This window comes from Solibacillus sp. FSL R5-0691 (assembly GCF_037974225.1).
Lineage (GTDB): Bacteria > Bacillota > Bacilli > Bacillales_A > Planococcaceae > Solibacillus.
This window is the reverse complement of the sequence record NZ_CP150231.1, coordinates 3,448,113-3,466,133: the sequence shown is the minus strand read 5'-3', so window position 1 is coordinate 3,466,133 and position 18,021 is coordinate 3,448,113. Positions and strand designations below refer to the sequence as shown.

General features: G+C 39.9%; 18 protein-coding genes and 2 other annotated features (1 of these 20 cut by a window edge). All 18 genes read left to right on the top strand.

Going from position 1 to position 18,021, the window contains the following annotated elements; all coding sequences use genetic code 11:
- Positions 1-179: a binding site (T-box leader), on the top strand; it begins 43 nt to the left of the window's first position.
- A 90-nt stretch (positions 180-269) separates the two neighbouring features.
- The 18 genes from cysS (at position 270) to rpsG (ending at position 17,985) form a co-directional block, all read left to right on the top strand.
- The gene (gene cysS, locus MKY51_RS17505) at positions 270-1,673 is read left to right on the top strand and encodes a cysteine--tRNA ligase (RefSeq protein ID WP_339174441.1); all 1,404 of its coding nucleotides are present in this window, start codon (positions 270-272) and stop codon (positions 1,671-1,673) included.
- Positions 1,674-2,087, top strand: coding sequence for a Mini-ribonuclease 3 (locus MKY51_RS17500; protein WP_339174438.1), 414 nt, complete (start codon positions 1,674-1,676; stop codon positions 2,085-2,087).
- Between the two features lie 2 nt (positions 2,088-2,089).
- The gene (rlmB, locus tag MKY51_RS17495; protein WP_339174435.1) at positions 2,090-2,953 is read left to right on the top strand and encodes a 23S rRNA (guanosine(2251)-2'-O)-methyltransferase RlmB; all 864 of its coding nucleotides are present in this window, start codon (positions 2,090-2,092) and stop codon (positions 2,951-2,953) included.
- A gap of 4 nt (positions 2,954-2,957) precedes the next feature.
- Complete coding sequence (locus MKY51_RS17490) at positions 2,958-3,470, top strand: NYN domain-containing protein (protein WP_339174431.1); 513 nt, start codon at positions 2,958-2,960, stop codon at positions 3,468-3,470.
- Positions 3,471-3,564: 94 nt separating this feature from the next.
- Complete coding sequence (gene sigH, locus MKY51_RS17485; RefSeq protein ID WP_169797433.1) at positions 3,565-4,188, top strand: RNA polymerase sporulation sigma factor SigH; 624 nt, start codon at positions 3,565-3,567, stop codon at positions 4,186-4,188.
- 77 nt (positions 4,189-4,265) lie between these two features.
- Positions 4,266-4,412: a 50S ribosomal protein L33 gene (rpmG, locus tag MKY51_RS17480; RefSeq protein ID WP_079523505.1), complete on the top strand. Its 147-nt coding sequence runs from the start codon at positions 4,266-4,268 to the stop codon at positions 4,410-4,412.
- 41 nt (positions 4,413-4,453) lie between these two features.
- Positions 4,454-4,639, top strand: coding sequence for a preprotein translocase subunit SecE (gene secE / locus MKY51_RS17475; protein ID WP_339174426.1), 186 nt, complete (start codon positions 4,454-4,456; stop codon positions 4,637-4,639).
- A gap of 179 nt (positions 4,640-4,818) precedes the next feature.
- Positions 4,819-5,358 carry a transcription termination/antitermination protein NusG gene (gene nusG, locus MKY51_RS17470; protein WP_339174423.1) on the top strand — a complete coding sequence of 180 codons (540 nt, stop codon included), beginning with the start codon at positions 4,819-4,821 and terminating at the stop codon, positions 5,356-5,358.
- A 180-nt stretch (positions 5,359-5,538) separates the two neighbouring features.
- Positions 5,539-5,964, top strand: a complete 426-nt coding sequence (rplK, locus tag MKY51_RS17465; RefSeq protein WP_008406998.1) for a 50S ribosomal protein L11 — start codon at positions 5,539-5,541, stop codon at positions 5,962-5,964.
- A 132-nt stretch (positions 5,965-6,096) separates the two neighbouring features.
- Entirely contained in the window at positions 6,097-6,795 is a 699-nt protein-coding gene (rplA, locus tag MKY51_RS17460) for a 50S ribosomal protein L1 (protein WP_087617866.1), read from the top strand.
- 73 nt (positions 6,796-6,868) lie between these two features.
- Positions 6,869-7,016, top strand: a sequence feature (ribosomal protein L10 leader region).
- 32 nt (positions 7,017-7,048) lie between these two features.
- The gene (gene rplJ / locus MKY51_RS17455) at positions 7,049-7,549 is read left to right on the top strand and encodes a 50S ribosomal protein L10 (protein ID WP_339174420.1); all 501 of its coding nucleotides are present in this window, start codon (positions 7,049-7,051) and stop codon (positions 7,547-7,549) included.
- Positions 7,550-7,621: 72 nt separating this feature from the next.
- Positions 7,622-7,984, top strand: a complete 363-nt coding sequence (rplL, locus tag MKY51_RS17450) for a 50S ribosomal protein L7/L12 (RefSeq protein ID WP_339174418.1) — start codon at positions 7,622-7,624, stop codon at positions 7,982-7,984.
- Between the two features lie 193 nt (positions 7,985-8,177).
- Entirely contained in the window at positions 8,178-8,780 is a 603-nt protein-coding gene (locus tag MKY51_RS17445; RefSeq protein ID WP_339174416.1) for a class I SAM-dependent methyltransferase, read from the top strand.
- Positions 8,781-9,023: 243 nt separating this feature from the next.
- Entirely contained in the window at positions 9,024-12,578 is a 3,555-nt protein-coding gene (gene rpoB, locus MKY51_RS17440) for a DNA-directed RNA polymerase subunit beta (RefSeq protein ID WP_339174413.1), read from the top strand.
- Positions 12,579-12,838: 260 nt separating this feature from the next.
- Positions 12,839-16,519 (top strand): DNA-directed RNA polymerase subunit beta', encoded by a 3,681-nt coding sequence (gene rpoC, locus MKY51_RS17435; protein ID WP_339174411.1) that lies wholly within the window; start codon positions 12,839-12,841, stop codon positions 16,517-16,519.
- A gap of 182 nt (positions 16,520-16,701) precedes the next feature.
- A complete protein-coding gene (locus MKY51_RS17430) occupies positions 16,702-16,953 on the top strand; it encodes a ribosomal L7Ae/L30e/S12e/Gadd45 family protein (RefSeq protein WP_008406985.1) in 252 nt (83 codons plus the stop codon).
- A 100-nt stretch (positions 16,954-17,053) separates the two neighbouring features.
- The gene (gene rpsL, locus MKY51_RS17425; RefSeq protein WP_008406983.1) at positions 17,054-17,473 is read left to right on the top strand and encodes a 30S ribosomal protein S12; all 420 of its coding nucleotides are present in this window, start codon (positions 17,054-17,056) and stop codon (positions 17,471-17,473) included.
- A gap of 41 nt (positions 17,474-17,514) precedes the next feature.
- Positions 17,515-17,985 (top strand): 30S ribosomal protein S7, encoded by a 471-nt coding sequence (gene rpsG, locus MKY51_RS17420; RefSeq protein WP_008406982.1) that lies wholly within the window; start codon positions 17,515-17,517, stop codon positions 17,983-17,985.
- Positions 17,986-18,021 lie beyond the last annotated feature (36 nt).

The following is an 18,021-nucleotide window of genomic DNA, read 5'->3' as shown; positions in this document are numbered from 1 at the left end:
AGAGAGGATCATCACCGGCTGAAAGTGATCCAGGTTAAGGCAAAGCTGAAATGCACCTTTGAGTATTTAACTGAACTTGAAGTAGGTTAAATCGACTTGTCCACGTTACAGGACTTTAAGCGGAAAAAGTATTCGTACTTTTTCAACCAGAGTGGAACCGCGCATCGAGCGTCTCTGTCACCTTCTTGAGGTGATAGAGGCGTTTTTTTATTAAAATGACAATTTAAACCAATGACATTTAAAGAGTACTACGAAAAAGGAGAGGCAATATGACGATTCAAATTTTCAATTCGTTGACAAGACAAAAAGAACCATTTATTCCGTTGGAGGAAGGTAAAGTAAAAATGTATGTATGCGGACCAACTGTATACAATTACATTCATATTGGAAATTCCCGCCCGGTAATCGTCTATGATACTGTACGCCGCTATTTACAATATGCAGGTTATGAAGTGAAGTTCGTTTCAAACTTTACCGATGTAGATGACAAAATTATTAAAGCAGCGAATGAGTTGGGTGAAGAAACTTCTGTATTAACAAATCGTTTTATTGCTGCTTATTTTGAAGATATTACGGCACTGGGATGCCAAAAGGCGGATGCCCACCCGCGTGTAACAGAGCATATGGATGATATTATCGCGTTTATTAAAGTGCTGATCGACAAAGGCTATGCATATGAATCGCAAGGTGATGTTTATTACCGTACACGTAAATTTAATGGTTACGGAAAGTTAAGTCACCAATCGATTGATGATTTAAAAGTAGGAGCGCGTATTGAAGCGGGTGAGAAAAAGGAAGACCCGTTGGATTTCGCATTATGGAAAGCTGCAAAAGCAGGTGAAATCAAGTGGGCATCACCATGGGGAGAAGGACGTCCTGGATGGCATATTGAATGTTCTGTAATGGCGCGCGAGCACTTAGGCGATACAATCGACATTCACGCAGGCGGACAGGATTTAACATTCCCTCACCACGAAAACGAAATTGCCCAATCCGAAGCGCATAACGATACAACATTTGCGCGTTATTGGATGCATAACGGCTATATTAATATTGATAATGAAAAAATGTCAAAATCACTTGGTAACTTTATTTTAGTGAATGATATTCGCAAGCAAATCGATCCGCAAGTATTGCGTTTCTTTATGCTGTCAGTACATTACCGCAACCCGATTAACTTCGCTCAGGATTTGGTGGAAGCAGCGAAAAGCGGATTGGACCGTATTCGTACATCGTATACGAATGTCGAGCACCGTCTGTCTTCTTCTGCAAGTTTAGGGGATAACAGCGAACAGTGGCTTGAAAAAATCAGTCAGATTAAAGTTGATTTTGAAAATGCGATGAACGATGACTTTAATACAGCCAATGCGGTTTCGGCATTATTTGAACTTTCCCATATTGCCAATGTGTATTTAAACGAAGCGAATACGGATAAAGAAGTATTACAGGCAATTTTAACGATGTTTGATACAATTGGAAATGTATTAGGTATTCATATAAAAGTAGAAGCAGGCTTACTCGATGAAGAAATCGAGGCATTAATTGAAGAACGTAACCAAGCCCGTAAAAACCGTGATTTTGCCCGTTCAGATGAAATCCGCGACCAGCTTTTGGGCATGGATATTGTTCTTGAAGATACTCGTCAAGGTACACGCTGGAAACGAGGACAGTAAATGCAAAATTTAACACCACATGATGTCATACAATTAAATGCACTGGCGCTCGCTTATATGGGCGACGCCGTGCTTGAACAAAGAATTCGTGAACATTTAATATTGTCGGGTCGTGCCAAGCCTAACACATTGCATAAAGAAGCAACGAAATACGTTTCGGCCAAGTCCCAGTCCAATATTGTGCATCGCATGATCGAAGAGAATTATTTAACAGAAGAAGAGCAAGCTGTTTTCCGTAGAGGACGCAATGCCAAATCAGGATCTGTTCCGAAAAATACAGATGTCCGCACATACCGTAATAGTTCTGGATTTGAAGCGGTTTTAGGCTTCTTATTCCTGAGCAAAGAACATCAACGCGCAAATGAAATAATCGATTACGCAATCGAAATTGTCGAACAGGCAAAAGGAGTGTAACTATGGCAGAGAAAAGACAGCAAAATCGTAAACCAAGAGATTTTAAAGGACGCGATAAAAAAGCAGATACTTTTAAAACTCATGAGAAAAAGCAACAAGAAAAACCGCAATCTGCCCAGGAAGAACTGACAGGAGAAATGATTGCAGGGAAAAATCCGGTACTTGAGGCACTACGCGCAGGCCGAGAAATCAATAAATTATGGATAGCTGAAGGCGTCAAAAAAACAGGTGTCCAGGAGCTGATGGACTTAGCAAAAGAGCAAGGTGTCCTTGTTCAGTTTGTACCGAAGCAAAAAGTAGACAAGCTTGCAGAAAATCATCAGGGAATTGTGGCATCGGTTGCGGCATATGACTATGCAGAATTGGATGATTTATTTGATGCGGCGAAGGCAAAAAACGAAGACCCGTTCTTTTTAATTTTGGACGAATTGGAAGATCCGCATAACTTAGGTTCGATTATGCGTACAGCCGATGCGATCGGTGCGCATGGTATCATTATTCCAAAACGCCGTGCAGTTGGTTTAACGGCAGTTGTCGCTAAAGCTTCCACAGGTGCCATCGAGCATGTCCCTGTTGTGCGGGTTACCAATTTAGCCCAAACAGTGGATGAGCTGAAAGACCGCGGTGTATGGATTGCTGGGACAGATGCAAAAGGTTCGGCTGATTATCGTAAAATGGATGCAACATTACCGCTTGCATTAATTATTGGTAGTGAAGGTAAGGGAATGAGCCGTCTTTTGAAAGATAAATGTGACTTCTTATATCACTTGCCAATGGTTGGTCATGTAACATCATTGAATGCTTCCGTAGCAGCGGCATTACTTATGTATGAAGTGTACCGCAAACGACAAGAAGCTAACGGATGAGGTCATGCAAAACATATTGCTAGTAGACGGCTATAACATGATCGGTGCATGGAGTGAGCTTCGTCCGTTACGCGAGCCTCACTTTGAAGATGCGCGTGACCGGTTAATTGAACGAATGGCGGAGTATAAAGCACATACTGGCTGGCGTGTTATCGTTGTATTTGATGCCCATCTTGTACCGGGTACTGAGCAACTGTATATTCAGCATGCCGTGGAAGTGCTTTATACCCGTAAAAACGAAACAGCGGACGAGCGCATTGAAAAATTATCGAACGAATTAAAAGGACGGAAAATCCAAGTACACGTCGCAACTTCAGATATGACTGAACAAAATGTTGTATTTGGTCATGGTGCATTAAGGAAATCGGCCCGTGAGCTTGAAATTGAAATGCAAATTATTCAATCTAAAATTTCATCCAAAGTAAAAGAATCAACCGACGAAAAACCGGCCTCAAGGATTAAGCTATCAAAAGAAGTAGAACTGCAGTTTGAAAAATGGAGAAGAGGGCTCAAGTAATAGATTGCCCGTAATTTCCAATTAAGTTATACTATTCCTAATTATTCTAGCGTAACTGAGGTGATTTTCATTGCTTAAAAGTGAGAAGTTACAAATGGTACTACGTTTTGAACATTTGACAGATGAAGAGCTTGTAGAACAAGTGCATCTTGGCAATACAGATGCGCTAGATTTTTTAATTTCAAAATACCGATTGTTTGTTAAGGCAAAAGCGCGGTCGTATTTTTTAATTGGTGCGGATAAAGAAGATATCATACAAGAAGGAATGATTGGCTTATATAAGGCGATTCGGGATTTCAAGGAGGACAAGCTGGCGTCGTTCCGTGCCTTTGCGGAGCTTTGCATTACAAGGCAGATCATTACCGCAATTAAAACGGCTACTAGACAAAAGCATATTCCGCTAAATTCATATGTTTCCTTAGATAAGCCAATTTACGATGAAGAGTCGGAGCGTACGCTTATGGATATTATTACGAGTCCGATTTCGGACGATCCGGAGTATTTGATGATCAATCGTGAAGATTATCTTTATTTGGAAGAGAAGATGGGTGAAGTATTGAGCGAACTCGAACAGCAAGTGCTGGTTCGTTATTTGGAAGGACAATCCTATAATGAAATTTCTGAAGAATTGGACCGCCATGTAAAATCCATCGATAATGCATTACAGCGAGTGAAGCGTAAATTGGAGCGTCATCTTGAATTAAAAGAAATGACTTAAACTCCACGAGCCTTTATTGACAGTGGGAAATTTAGGTGTTAGTCTTTAAAGGACAAACTGCCGAAAAGGTGATAAACATGGCAAAGAAAGTCGTTTTAAGTTGTGAAAAATGCGGTTCAAGAAACTACAATGTCCCGAAAAAAGAAGGGGCAACCGAGCGTTTAGAACTGAAGAAATTTTGCTCTCATTGCAATGAGCATACAATGCATAAACAAACGTTATAAATGAAACATAGATTAATTCGTTGTTCGGAGGTTAGCCAAAGATGAGTAAAGTAACAAACTTTCTGCAAGAAGTCGGCTCGGAAATGCGCAAAACAAGTTGGCCGAAACGTAAAGAGTTAACGAAGTATACGGTAGTAGTTATTTCAACGGTTATCGTGATGGCGTTATTCTTTACTGTAATAGATTTAGGAATCTCAGAATTATTCCGTTGGTTCTTGTCTCTGTAAGCAATATCATGTTAATATTTCGAAATAGCCCGTCCATGCCATATAACGGGTTTTTTCATTTGTTAAAAAATGCTGACAGCTTAATTTAAGAAATAGATTATTGAAGTTTTGTGAAAAGGGAAATATATACCCTAACACACTTAATGTAAAGGAGGGACGGACGATTTAGTCCTACCTATATGGAGAAAAATTGGTATGTAGTTCATACGTATTCTGGTTATGAAAACCGAGTAAAAGCAAATCTTGAAAAACGTGTTGAAACGATGGGAATGCAAGATAAAATTTTCCGTGTAATCGTAGCTGAGCATGAAGAAATCGATGTAAAAGAAGACGGTAAGAAAAAAGCGGTAATGCGTAAAATCTTCCCTGGTTACGTTTTAGTAGAATTGATTATGACAGATGATGCTTGGTATGTCGTTCGTAATACACCTGGTGTTACAGGATTTATCGGTTCTTCAGGCGGCGGTGTAAAACCGACTCCATTATTACCGGAAGAAGCGGAACGCCTGCTTGCGCAAATGGGTATGAATGAAACATTATTAGGTGAAGTTGAAATTACTGTTGGTGAAGTTGTGGAAGTTCTTGAAGGACCATTTGCACATTTCCAAGGCCGCGTAGAAGAAGTAGACGTAGAAAAAGCGAAATTAAAAGTTCTTGTTGATATGTTCGGTCGCGAAACGGTAATGGAACTGGACTTTAACCAAGTTCAAAAAATATAGAATTATTTAGACTTGATTAAGTAATTTAAAAGTGTTATCATTTCAAAGGTCAGACTGTCCAAGTTTTGGACGTATGATTATAATTAGTTTTAATGTTATCGGCAAGTTAGCTGACGAACAGATATTTGAGTGGGAGGGGCAACCCAGTTACCACATCACGGACTTAAGGAGGTGTGTCTCGTGGCTAAAAAAGTTATTAAAGTTGTAAAACTTCAAATCCCTGCTGGTAAAGCAAACCCAGCGCCACCGGTTGGTCCTGCATTAGGTCAAGCAGGTGTAAACATTATGGGATTCTGTAAAGAATTTAACGCTCGTACTGCTGATCAAGCTGGTCTTATCATTCCAGTTGAAATTTCAGTATTTGAAGACCGTTCATTCACTTTTATTACAAAAACTCCGCCAGCTGCAGTACTACTTAAAGTAGCTGCTGGTATCCAATCTGGATCTGGTGAACCAAATCGTAAAAAAGTCGCAACGGTTAAACGTGATAAAGTTCGCGAAATCGCTGAACAAAAAATGCCAGACCTTAACGCTGCTTCAGTTGAAGCTGCTATGTTAATGGTTGAAGGTACTGCGCGAAGCATGGGTATTACGATCGAAGACTAATCCCATCTTCAACACTTGATGATGTTTTTGTTTTTGGAAGGTTGCTGCACTCGGATACTTGTTTGATGAGTGCGCAACCTTTATTCGTGGGAGGTCAAATCCGTTACAACCACAATCAAGGAGGAAATTATAATGGCTAAAAAAGGTAAAAAACTGCAAGAAGCAGCTAAATTAATCGACCGCGCAACTTTATACTCTGTTGAAGAAGCAGTAGCATTAGCGCAAAAAACAAGCACTGTAAACTTTGATGCAACTGTAGAAGTAGCATTCAAATTAGGTATCGATACTCGTAAAAACGACCAACAAATCCGTGGTGCGGTAGTATTACCACACGGTACTGGTAAAACTCAACGCGTATTAGTTTTCGCTAAAGGCGAAAAACTTAAAGAAGCAGAAGCTGCTGGCGCAGACTATGTAGGCGATGCAGAATACATCCAAAAAATCCAACAAGGTTGGTTTGATTTCGATGTAATCGTTGCAACTCCTGACATGATGGGTGAAGTTGGTAAATTAGGTCGTGTATTAGGTCCTAAAGGTTTAATGCCAAACCCTAAAACAGGTACAGTTACATTTGACGTAACAAAAGCTATCGAAGAAATCAAAGCTGGTAAAGTAGAATACCGTGCTGAAAAGTCTGGTATCATCCACGCTCCAATCGGTAAAGTTTCTTTCGATACAGAAAAATTAGTAGAAAACTTCTTAGCTGTATTTGAAGTAGTTCAAAAAGCTAAGCCAGCTGCAGCAAAAGGTACTTACATGAAGTCTGTAAACGTTACAACTACAATGGGTCCTGCTGTAAAAGTTGACGCTGCTAACGTAACAGTTAAATAATTTCCGGTTTTTTAAAACCGTTTTATAAAATTTGTTGACAACGCGCTTCTTACTTGGTAAGATGAATGCTGTTGTGAATCATCCATTTGTACCGTAGACAGTAGGGGTGCCATGTAGCACTTAATGATCCTACCGAGGACATAGGAGTTCGGATTCTTTTTAAGATGATGTACTTTCAGCCTCTATGTCTATTATTGATATAGAGGCTTTTCTTTGTCGGTATAAATGACTCATTCTAATAGGAGGTGTCATCATGAGCAAAGCAATCGAAACTAAAAAAGTTCAAGTTCAAGAAATCGCTGATAAATTCTCTGCTGCTGGTTCTGTAGTAGTAGTAGATTACCGTGGTTTAACTGTAGCGCAAGTAACTGAATTACGTAAGCAATTACGTGAAGCAGGTGTTGAGTTCAAAGTTTACAAAAACACTTTAACTCGCCGTGCTGCTGAAGCTGCTGGTTTAGAAGGAATCAATGAATTTTTAACTGGTCCTAACGCTATCGCATTCTCTAACGAGGACGTAGTAGCTCCTGCTAAAATTATTAACGAGTTCGCTAAGAAAAACGAAGCGTTAGAAATTAAAGCTGGTATCATCGAAGGTACATTGGCATCAGTTGAAGACGTTAAAGCTCTTGCAGAACTTCCATCTCGCGAAGGTCTATTATCAATGCTTTTATCTGTACTTCAAGCTCCAGTGCGCAACTTCGCACTTGCAACAAAAGCTGTTGCAGAACAAAAAGAAGAGCAAGGCGCTTAATAGTAGCCTCATAACTTCAAAAATCAGGCAAACTGCCTAAAACTAATAAACATTCCATAGGAGGAAATTAAAATGAACAATGAGCAAATCTTAGAAGCTATCAAAGCTATGACAGTTCTAGAATTAAACGATTTAGTAAAAGCAATCGAAGAAGAATTCGGTGTAACAGCTGCTGCTCCAGTAGCAGTAGCTGCTGGTGGTGCTGCAGGCGCTGCTGAAGAAAAAACTGAGTTTGACGTAGTACTAGCTTCTGCTGGTGGAGAAAAAATCAAAGTAATCAAAGTGGTTCGTGAAATCACTGGTTTAGGCTTAAAAGAAGCTAAAGAAGTTGTAGATAACGCTCCTAAAGCTCTTAAAGAAGGCGTTTCTAAAGACGAAGCTGAAGCTATCAAAGCTAAACTTGAAGAAGTTGGCGCTTCAGTAGAAGTTAAATAATTTCAGTTTAACTTTAATTGCTAGGCTCTGAGCTTAGTTTAATAAGGAAAGCTCGTCACATTTTTGCGGCGGGCTTTTCTTTATTTAACTTTTGTGGATATGAAAATATTGATTTTTTATAGTAATCCACATGAAAAGACATCATTTTGCACAAATTACCGCAAAATGTATTTTTTCTAAGGAGGCGTGTTGCATGTCTGAACATTATTATTCAAATAAGCCTCAAACTGAGAGTAAACCACGCCAATGGAAATTCACTTTATTAGGCAATACATTTACGTTTGAAACGGATACGGGTGTATTCAGTAAAAGCGAAGTAGATTTTGGTTCCCGTGTACTAATCGATGTGTTTGAAATGCCTAAAATTGATGGTGTTTTGCTTGATGTAGGTTGTGGCTATGGACCGATCGGATTATCGATTGCAAAAAACAACCCTGATCGTGAAGTGTACATGATGGATATTAATTCACGAGCAGTTAGTTTGTCTCAAAAAAATGCCCAGCTTAACGGGGTTCAAAATGTACGTATTTTTGAAAGCGATGGATTAGCCGCTGTAGAACCTGGAACAAAAGTAGCCGCAGTATTAACAAACCCTCCAATTCGTGCTGGTAAAGAAACGATTTTCAAGTTTTATGACGGTGCATACGAATTGTTGGCGGAAAATGGTGAGCTGTGGATTGTCATTCAGAAGAAGCAAGGCGCTCCATCAACTATGAGTCATTTAGAAGGAATGTTTTCAGAAGTAGATGTCGTTGAGAAGAAAAAAGGATACTGGATTATTCGAGCAAAAAAATAAGTAAGATTAGTTTCCATTATTGACTTGACAAATCGAGTATGATAACATAATAAAATGCAAAATTATTATTTTGAGGTAGTATGCCCTTTTGCATTAAATATTCAAAGTTACGGGTATACTGCTAAGAATAAGTTAAGTTTAACCGAAAATGAGGTTTAAAAAAAGTCTCGTTTTCTTTTTGTCTTTCGAAATCATACACTATTTGTATGTTTTTGCAAAGACCTATTATCGCTTTATTGAGGGGTGAATGAGTTGACAGGTCAACTAGTTCAGTACGGACAACACCGCCAGCGTAGAAGCTTTGCGCGTATTAGTGAGGTGCTGGAACTTCCGAATCTAATCGAAATCCAAACAGCATCTTATGAGTGGTTCCTTGAAGAAGGGTTGCGCGAGATGTTCCACGACATTTCTCCAATCGAAGATTTTACAGGTAATCTTTCATTAGAATTCGTCGACTATACTTTAGGAGATCCTAAGTATGATGTGGATGAATGTAAAGAGCGTGATGTTACTTATGCTGCACCATTACGTGTTAAAGTGCGTTTGCACAACAAAGAAACAAACGAAGTGAAAGAGCAAGACGTCTTTATGGGTGATTTCCCATTAATGACAGAAACAGGTACGTTTATTATTAACGGTGCTGAGCGTGTTATCGTTTCACAGTTAGTTCGTTCTCCAAGTGTATACTTCCACGAAAAAACGGATAAAAACGGTAAAAAAGGCTTTGGTGCAACGGTTATTCCTAACCGTGGTGCATGGCTTGAATATGAAACAGATGCTAAAGACGTTGTATATGTACGTATCGACCGTACACGTAAATTACCGGTAACAGTACTTTTACGTGCATTAGGTTTTGGCTCAGATCAAGAAATTTTAGATATCATTGGTGACAATGAATATTTACGTAATACGTTAGAAAAAGATAATACAGAAGGTACTGAAAAGGCTCTTCTTGAAATCTACGAACGTTTACGTCCAGGTGAACCACCAACAGTTGAATCTGCGAAGAACTTATTATATTCTCGCTTCTTTGACGCAAAACGCTATGATTTAGCGAATGTTGGTCGTTACAAAATGAACAAAAAGCTTCACATCAAAAATCGTTTATTCAACCAAACGATTGCAGAAACGTTAGTGGATCCTGATACAGGAGAAATTATCGTAGAAGCAGGTACATTATTAGACCGCCGTAATTTGGATAAGTTAATTCCTTATTTAGAAAGTGGTGTTGGATTCCGTACATTAAACCAAGTTGGTGGCGTATTGGAAGATGATATTACTATTCAATCGGTTAAAATCTTTGCACCAAATGATGAAGCGCAAAAAGAAATTAACGTTATTTCAAACGCCTATGTAGATGAAGAAGTGAAAAACATTACTCCAGCCGATGTATTGGCTTCTGTATCGTACTTCTTCAATTTATTATATGACGTTGGTAACACAGATGATATTGACCATTTAGGTAACCGTCGTTTACGTTCTGTTGGTGAATTACTGCAAAACCAATTCCGTATCGGTTTATCTCGTATGGAGCGTGTAGTACGTGAGCGTATGTCAATTAACGACACAGCTGCAATCGTACCGCAACAATTAATCAATATCCGTCCTGTTATCGCTTCAATTAAAGAGTTCTTCGGTAGCTCTCAATTGTCTCAGTTCATGGACCAAACTAACCCATTAGCAGAGTTAACGCATAAGCGTCGTCTATCTGCATTAGGGCCTGGTGGTTTAACACGTGAGCGTGCTGGTATGGAAGTACGTGACGTTCACTACTCTCACTATGGTCGTATGTGTCCGATCGAGACGCCAGAGGGACCGAACATCGGTCTTATCAACTCATTATCATCATTCGCAAAAGTTAACAAGTTTGGCTTCATTGAAACTCCTTACCGCCGTGTTGATCCAGAAACAGGTGCTGTAACGAGCGAGATCCATTACTTAACTGCTGACGAAGAGGATAACTATGTAGTTGCACAAGCGAACTCAACCTTAAATGAAGACGGTACTTTCGCGAACGAAGAAGTTGTTGGACGTTTCCGTGGTGACAACACTGTATTCTCTAAAGACCGTATCGACTACATGGATGTATCACCTAAACAAGTAGTATCTGCTGCGACAGCGTGTATTCCGTTCTTAGAAAACGACGACTCAAACCGTGCGTTAATGGGAGCGAACATGCAACGTCAAGCTGTTCCATTACTATACCCAAATGCACCATTCGTTGGTACAGGTATGGAGCATGTTGATGCACGTGATTCAGGTGCTGCTGTAGTAGCGAAATTCGATGGTATTGTTGAACATGTAGAAGCACGTTCAATTCATGTACGTCGTATCGAGCTAGTAGATGGTAAAGAAGTAAAAGGCGATTTAACGAAATATAAATTACAAAAATTCATTCGTTCTAACCAAGGTACTTCTTATAACCAACGTCCAATCGTAAAAGTTGGCGACCGTGTAAAACCTCGTGATATTTTAGCTGATGGTCCATCTATGGAAAAAGGCGAATTAGCACTTGGTCAAAACGTACTTGTTGCGTTCATGACATGGGACGGCTTCAACTACGAGGATGCTGTAATTATGAGCGAACGCCTTGTTAAAGACGATGTATATACTTCTGTTCATATTGAAGAATATGAATCAGAGTCTCGTGATACTAAGCTTGGACCTGAAGAGATCACACGTGATATTCCAAACGTGGGTGAAGATGCACTTCGTAACTTGGACGACCGCGGTATTATCCGTATCGGTGCAGAAGTTCGCGATGGTGATATTCTAGTAGGTAAAGTTACGCCTAAAGGAGTTACAGAGTTAACTGCGGAAGAGCGTTTATTACATGCTATCTTCGGTGAAAAAGCGCGTGAAGTACGTGATACTTCTCTACGTGTACCACACGGAGCTGGCGGTATCATTTTAGATGTAAAAGTATTCAACCGTGAAGACGGCGATGAATTACCACCAGGTGTAAACCAATTAGTTCGTGCTTATATTGTTCAAAAACGTAAAATCCGCGTTGGTGACAAAATGGCCGGACGTCACGGTAACAAAGGTGTAATTTCACGTATCTTACCGGAAGAGGATATGCCGTTCATGCCGGACGGAACACCAGTTGATATCATGCTTAACCCACTAGGGGTACCTTCTCGTATGAACATCGGACAAGTGCTTGAGCTACACTTAGGTATGGCTTCTCGTTACTTAGGTATTCATATGGCGTCACCAGTATTCGATGGTGCCAACGAAGCCGATGTTTGGGAAACGATGGAAGAAGCTGGTATGAACCGTGACGGTAAAACAATTCTTTATGATGGACGTTCAGGTGAGCCATTCGATAGCCGCGTTTCTGTTGGTATCATGTACATGATCAAACTAGCGCACATGGTTGACGATAAACTTCATGCACGTTCAACTGGACCTTATTCATTAGTAACGCAACAGCCGCTTGGTGGTAAAGCACAATTTGGTGGTCAGCGCTTCGGTGAGATGGAGGTTTGGGCACTTGAAGCATACGGTGCTGCTTACACGTTACAAGAGATTTTAACTGTAAAATCGGATGACGTTGTAGGTCGTGTGAAAACATACGAAGCAATCGTAAAAGGTGAAAGTGTTCCAGAACCAGGTGTTCCAGAATCATTCAAAGTATTAATTAAAGAACTTCAGTCATTAGGTATGGATGTGAAGATGCTTACAATCAACGACGAGGAAGTGGAATTACGCGACCTTGACGATGAAGATGAAGTAGCTGCACCAGTCGAACGATCTAATGACAAAGAAGAAGACCCAGTAGAATCATTTGAATAACTTCAATTGAATCGGGCAGGTATATGCCCTGCCCGGTTTTTCTATTTTCATTCTTAGAATGAAAATAGGCTCTGGCAGATGTCGCAGATTTTATAAAGGAAACTTTATGAGTAAACTCATAAAAATCTGGACGCAATTATGCCAAGGCATAATTGAATAATTTTAGATACAAGTTTCATTATGGCCTAATATGAAATTTTGTAAGTGTAGAGCTACATTAAAAGTCATTTACGACTTATAACTAAAGGGAGGTAGGCTCCTTGATCGATGTTAATGAATTTGAATATATGAAAATTGGTTTAGCTTCACCTGACAAGATCCGTTCTTGGTCATATGGAGAAGTAAAAAAACCAGAAACAATTAACTACCGTACATTAAAACCAGAAAAAGATGGTCTATTCTGTGAACGTATTTTCGGACCAACAAAAGACTGGGAATGTCACTGTGGTAAATATAAGCGTGTACGTTATAAAGGTGTCGTTTGTGACCGTTGTGGCGTAGAAGTTACACGTTCAAAAGTTCGCCGTGAACGTCAAGGACATATCGAACTAGCAGCACCTGTATCACATATTTGGTACTTCAAAGGTATTCCAAGCCGTATGGGTCTTATTTTAGATATGTCTCCACGTGCATTGGAAGAAGTAATTTACTTTGCTTCATATGTAGTAGTTGACCCAGGTCAAACGTCTTTAGGCTATAAAGACCTACTTTCTGAAAAAGAATACCGTGCATACCGTGAAAAGTATGGCAACGAATTCGAAGCAGCGATGGGTGCTGAAGCGATTAAACGTCTTTTAGAGAAAATTGACTTAGAAGACGAAACACAAGTTTTAAAAGAAGAGTTGAAATCTGCACAAGGCCAACGCCGTACACGTGCGATTAAACGTTTAGAAGTAGTAGAATCATTCCGTAACTCAGGCAACAAACCAGAGTGGATGATCTTAGATGTACTACCAGTAATTCCACCAGAGCTTCGTCCAATGGTGCAATTAGATGGTGGACGTTTTGCTACATCTGACTTAAATGACCTTTACCGTCGTGTTATTAACCGTAACAACCGTTTAAAACGTTTACTTGACCTTGGTGCACCAAGCATTATCGTTCAAAACGAAAAACGTATGTTACAAGAAGCGGTTGACGCATTGATCGATAACGGTCGTCGCGGTCGTCCTGTAACAGGTCCTGGTAACCGTCCTTTAAAATCACTTTCACATATGCTGAAGGGGAAACAAGGTCGTTTCCGTCAAAACTTACTTGGTAAACGTGTAGACTACTCTGGTCGTTCGGTTATCGTAGTAGGTCCTAACTTAAAAATGTACCAATGTGGTCTTCCAAAAGAAATGGCGATCGAACTATTCAAACCTTTCGTAATGAAAGAGTTAGTAGAACGTGGCCTTGCCCATAACATTAAGAGTGCAAAACGTAAAATTGAGCGTTTACACAATGAAGTTTGGGATGTTTTAGAAGATGTAATTCGTGAGCATCCGGTATTACTTAACCGTGCACCGACACTACACCGTCTTGGTATCCAAGCATTCGAGCCTACACTAGTAGAAGGCCGTGCAATCCGTCTTCACCCATTAGTATGTACAGCTTATAACGCTGACTTCGATGGTGACCAAATGGCGGTTCACGTTCCACTATCAGCTGAAGCACAAGCAGAAGCTCGCTTACTTATGTTAGCAGCACAAAACATCCTTAACCCGAAAGACGGGAAACCGGTAGTAACTCCATCTCAAGATATGGTATTAGGTAACTATTACTTAACACTTGAGCGTGAAGGTGCTCGTGGTGAAGGAGCAATATTTAATGATTCAAACGAAGTGTTAATCGCCTACCAAAACGGTCATGTACATTTACACTCTCGTATTGCGATTAAAGCAAGCTCATTAAATAACCCGACATTTACTGAAGAACAAAATAAAATGTTCTTATTATCGACTGTAGGTAAAGTTATCTTCAATGAAATTTTACCAAGCTCATTCCCTTATATTAATGAGCCAACAGCATTTAACTTAGAGCAAAAAACACCTGAGAAATACTTCGTAAACTTAACAATTGACGAAGAATTACTGAAAGAAATCGAAGCGACAGAAGGCTATGCTGATTTATCTGAATCAGAAAAAGTTGAAGCACAACGCCGCGCTATTTTAGCGAAGCACTTCACAAATATGCCTGTAGTAGATCCTTTCCGTAAGAAATTCTTAGGAAATGTTATTGCTGAAGTATTCAAAGAGTTCCACATTACAGAAACTTCTAAGATGCTTGACCGCATGAAAAACTTAGGTTTCAAATATTCTACTCGTGCTGGTATTACAGTAGGTGTATCTGATATCGTCGTATTACCTGATAAAGGTGTCATCTTAGAGGAAGCCCAAAGCAAAGTAGATAAAGTAATGATCCAGTTCCGCCGCGGTTTAATCACTGAGGAAGAGCGTTATAACCGAGTTATTAACGTATGGACAGCTGCCAAAGATGAAATTCAAGGCAAGCTGATGAAATCTTTACAAAAAACGAACCCAATCTTCATGATGTCTGACTCTGGTGCCCGTGGTAACGCATCGAACTTTACACAGTTAGCTGGTATGCGTGGTCTGATGGCCAACCCGGCTGGTCGTATTATCGAGTTACCAATCAAGTCTTCATTCCGTGAAGGTTTAACAGTATTAGAGTACTTCATCTCTACACATGGTGCGCGTAAAGGTCTTGCCGATACAGCACTAAAAACTGCCGACTCAGGTTACTTAACTCGTCGTTTAGTAGACGTAGCACAAGATGTTATCGTTCGTGAAGATGACTGTGGTACTGACCGCGGTTTATTAATCGGTTCATTAATGGAAGGAAACGAATTAATCGAAGCGTTAGACGAACGTATTGTTGGTCGTTACGTGAAGAAAACAGTTCGCCATCCAGAAACAGGAGCGGTTATCGTAGAGCGTGATGGTTTAGTTACACAAGATATTGCTCGTGTAATTATCGATGCTAATATCGATGAAATTACAATCCGTTCTGCATTTACATGTAATACAAAACACGGCGTATGTAAAAAATGTTACGGTATGAACTTAGCTACTGGTGAAGAGGTAGAAGTTGGTGAAGCAGTTGGTATTATTGCTGCACAATCTATCGGTGAGCCAGGTACACAGTTAACGATGCGTACATTCCATACAGGTGGTGTAGCCGGTAACGATATTACACAAGGTCTTCCACGTATCCAGGAAATTTTCGAAGCGCGTAACCCTAAAGGTCAAGCGGTCATTTCTGAAATTACTGGTACAGTAATCGAAATCGAAGAGATTCGTGAAGGTCTTAAAGAAGTAACGATCCAAGGTGATGTGGAAACACGTAAATACCAAGCACCTTACAATGCGCGTCTGAAAGTAGCAGAAGGCGACACAATTGTAGCGGGTCAAACATTGTCTGAAGGTTCTATCGATCCGAAGCAATTATTAAAAGTAAAAGATGTATCGACAGTTCAAGAATATTTATTAAAAGAAGTACAGAAAGTATACCGTATGCAAGGGGTAGAAATCGGAGACAAACACATCGAAGTAATGGTTCGCCAAATGCTTCGTAAAGTGCGCGTGATTGAAGCGGGTGACACAGAGTTATTACCAGGGTCACTTCTTGATATCCACCAATTCTCTGAAGCAAATGCTGAAGCCGTATTAAGCGGAAAAACTCCAGCAACTTGCCGTCCTGTCATCTTAGGTATTACAAAAGCTTCTCTTGAAACAGAATCATTCTTATCAGCTGCATCATTCCAGGAAACAACACGTGTGTTAACGGATGCTGCAATTAAAGGTAAACGTGATGAGCTTCTAGGTCTGAAGGAAAACGTAATTATCGGTAAACTAGTTCCGGCTGGTACAGGTATGCAACGTTACCGTCAAATCCGTATGGAGCAAGAAGAATCAGCAGAAGTAATTACAGCTGAATAGCAGTATATATTAATGAAGAGATCCCGACAGAGACCATTTTCTGTCGGGAGATTTTCTTGGAATTTCCTTGGATTAAATATTAACCAACATTCTTTCATAAGAAATCTGTTGACAGTGTAAGTTTGGAATGATAATATATTGAAGGTTGATAGTTAACTGTCTGTACTTAGGAGGATATGAAAATGTCTTACGATCAAGTAAAACAGGCCAGTAAAACAATCATAGGTATAAAGCAAGCAGTGAAAGCAATGTATGCTGGACAAGTAACAGCTCTTTTTGTCGCAATCGATGCAGACAAATGGGTAACCGATCCGGCCATTCTTCTCGCGAAAGAAATCGGTGTACCAGTCAATTACGTCGATTCTAAGAAAGAACTTGGTAAAGCTTGCGGCATTCATGTTGGAGCTGCAGTTGTTGCGATTACTGCGATGTAGTTTTTGTGTAAAGTACACAAAGACTTTGTTTTTACCCAAAAAATGAACCACCTGGATGTGTGGTATTGAAACAAGGAAAAAATGAAGGGAGGACAAATCGATGCCTACAATTAACCAATTAGTACGTAAGCCTCGTCAATCTAAAAGCACGAAATCAAAATCTCCAGCGTTAAACAAAGGATATAACTCATTTAAAAAATCTTTAACTGACGTTAAGTCTCCTCAAAAACGCGGAGTTTGTACTCGTGTAGGTACAATGACACCACGTAAACCGAACTCGGCTTTACGTAAATACGCTCGTGTACGCTTAACTAACCAACTTGAGGTTACTGCGTATATCCCAGGTGAAGGTCACAACTTACAAGAACACAGTGTAGTTCTTATCCGTGGCGGACGCGTAAAAGACTTAGCTGGAGTACGTTACCACATCGTTCGTGGTGCACTTGATACAGCTGGTGTTAACGGTCGTTTACAATCTCGTTCTAAATACGGTACTAAACGCCCTAAAGAAAAAAAATAATTTAAGTTTAAATATACAACGATTTGAAAGGAGGAAAACACATGCCTCGTAAAGGTCCTGTTTCCAAACGTGACGTGTTACCAGATCCACTTTATAATTCAAAACTAGTAACTCGTTTAATCAACAAAATGATGATTGATGGTAAAAGAGGTACTTCTCAAAAGATTTTATACGGAGCTTTTGAATTAGTTCAAGAGCGTTCGGGTCAAAATGCTTTAGAAGTATTTGAAGCTGCATTAAACAACGTAATGCCTGTACTAGAAGTACGTGCTCGTCGTGTTGGTGGTTCTAACTACCAAGTACCAGTAGAAGTTCGTCCAGAACGTCGTACAACTTTAGGTTTACGTTATTTAGTAAACTACGCTCGTCTTCGTGGAGAAAAAACGATGGAAGAGCGCTTAGCTAACGAAATCTTAGATGCATCTAACAACACAGGTGCTTCAGTTAAGAAACGTGAAGATATGCACAAAATGGCAGAAGCGAACAAAGCATTCGCTCACTACCGTTGGTAATTTGATCTTTGCTCTAGCATTGCTGGGGCTAAGATT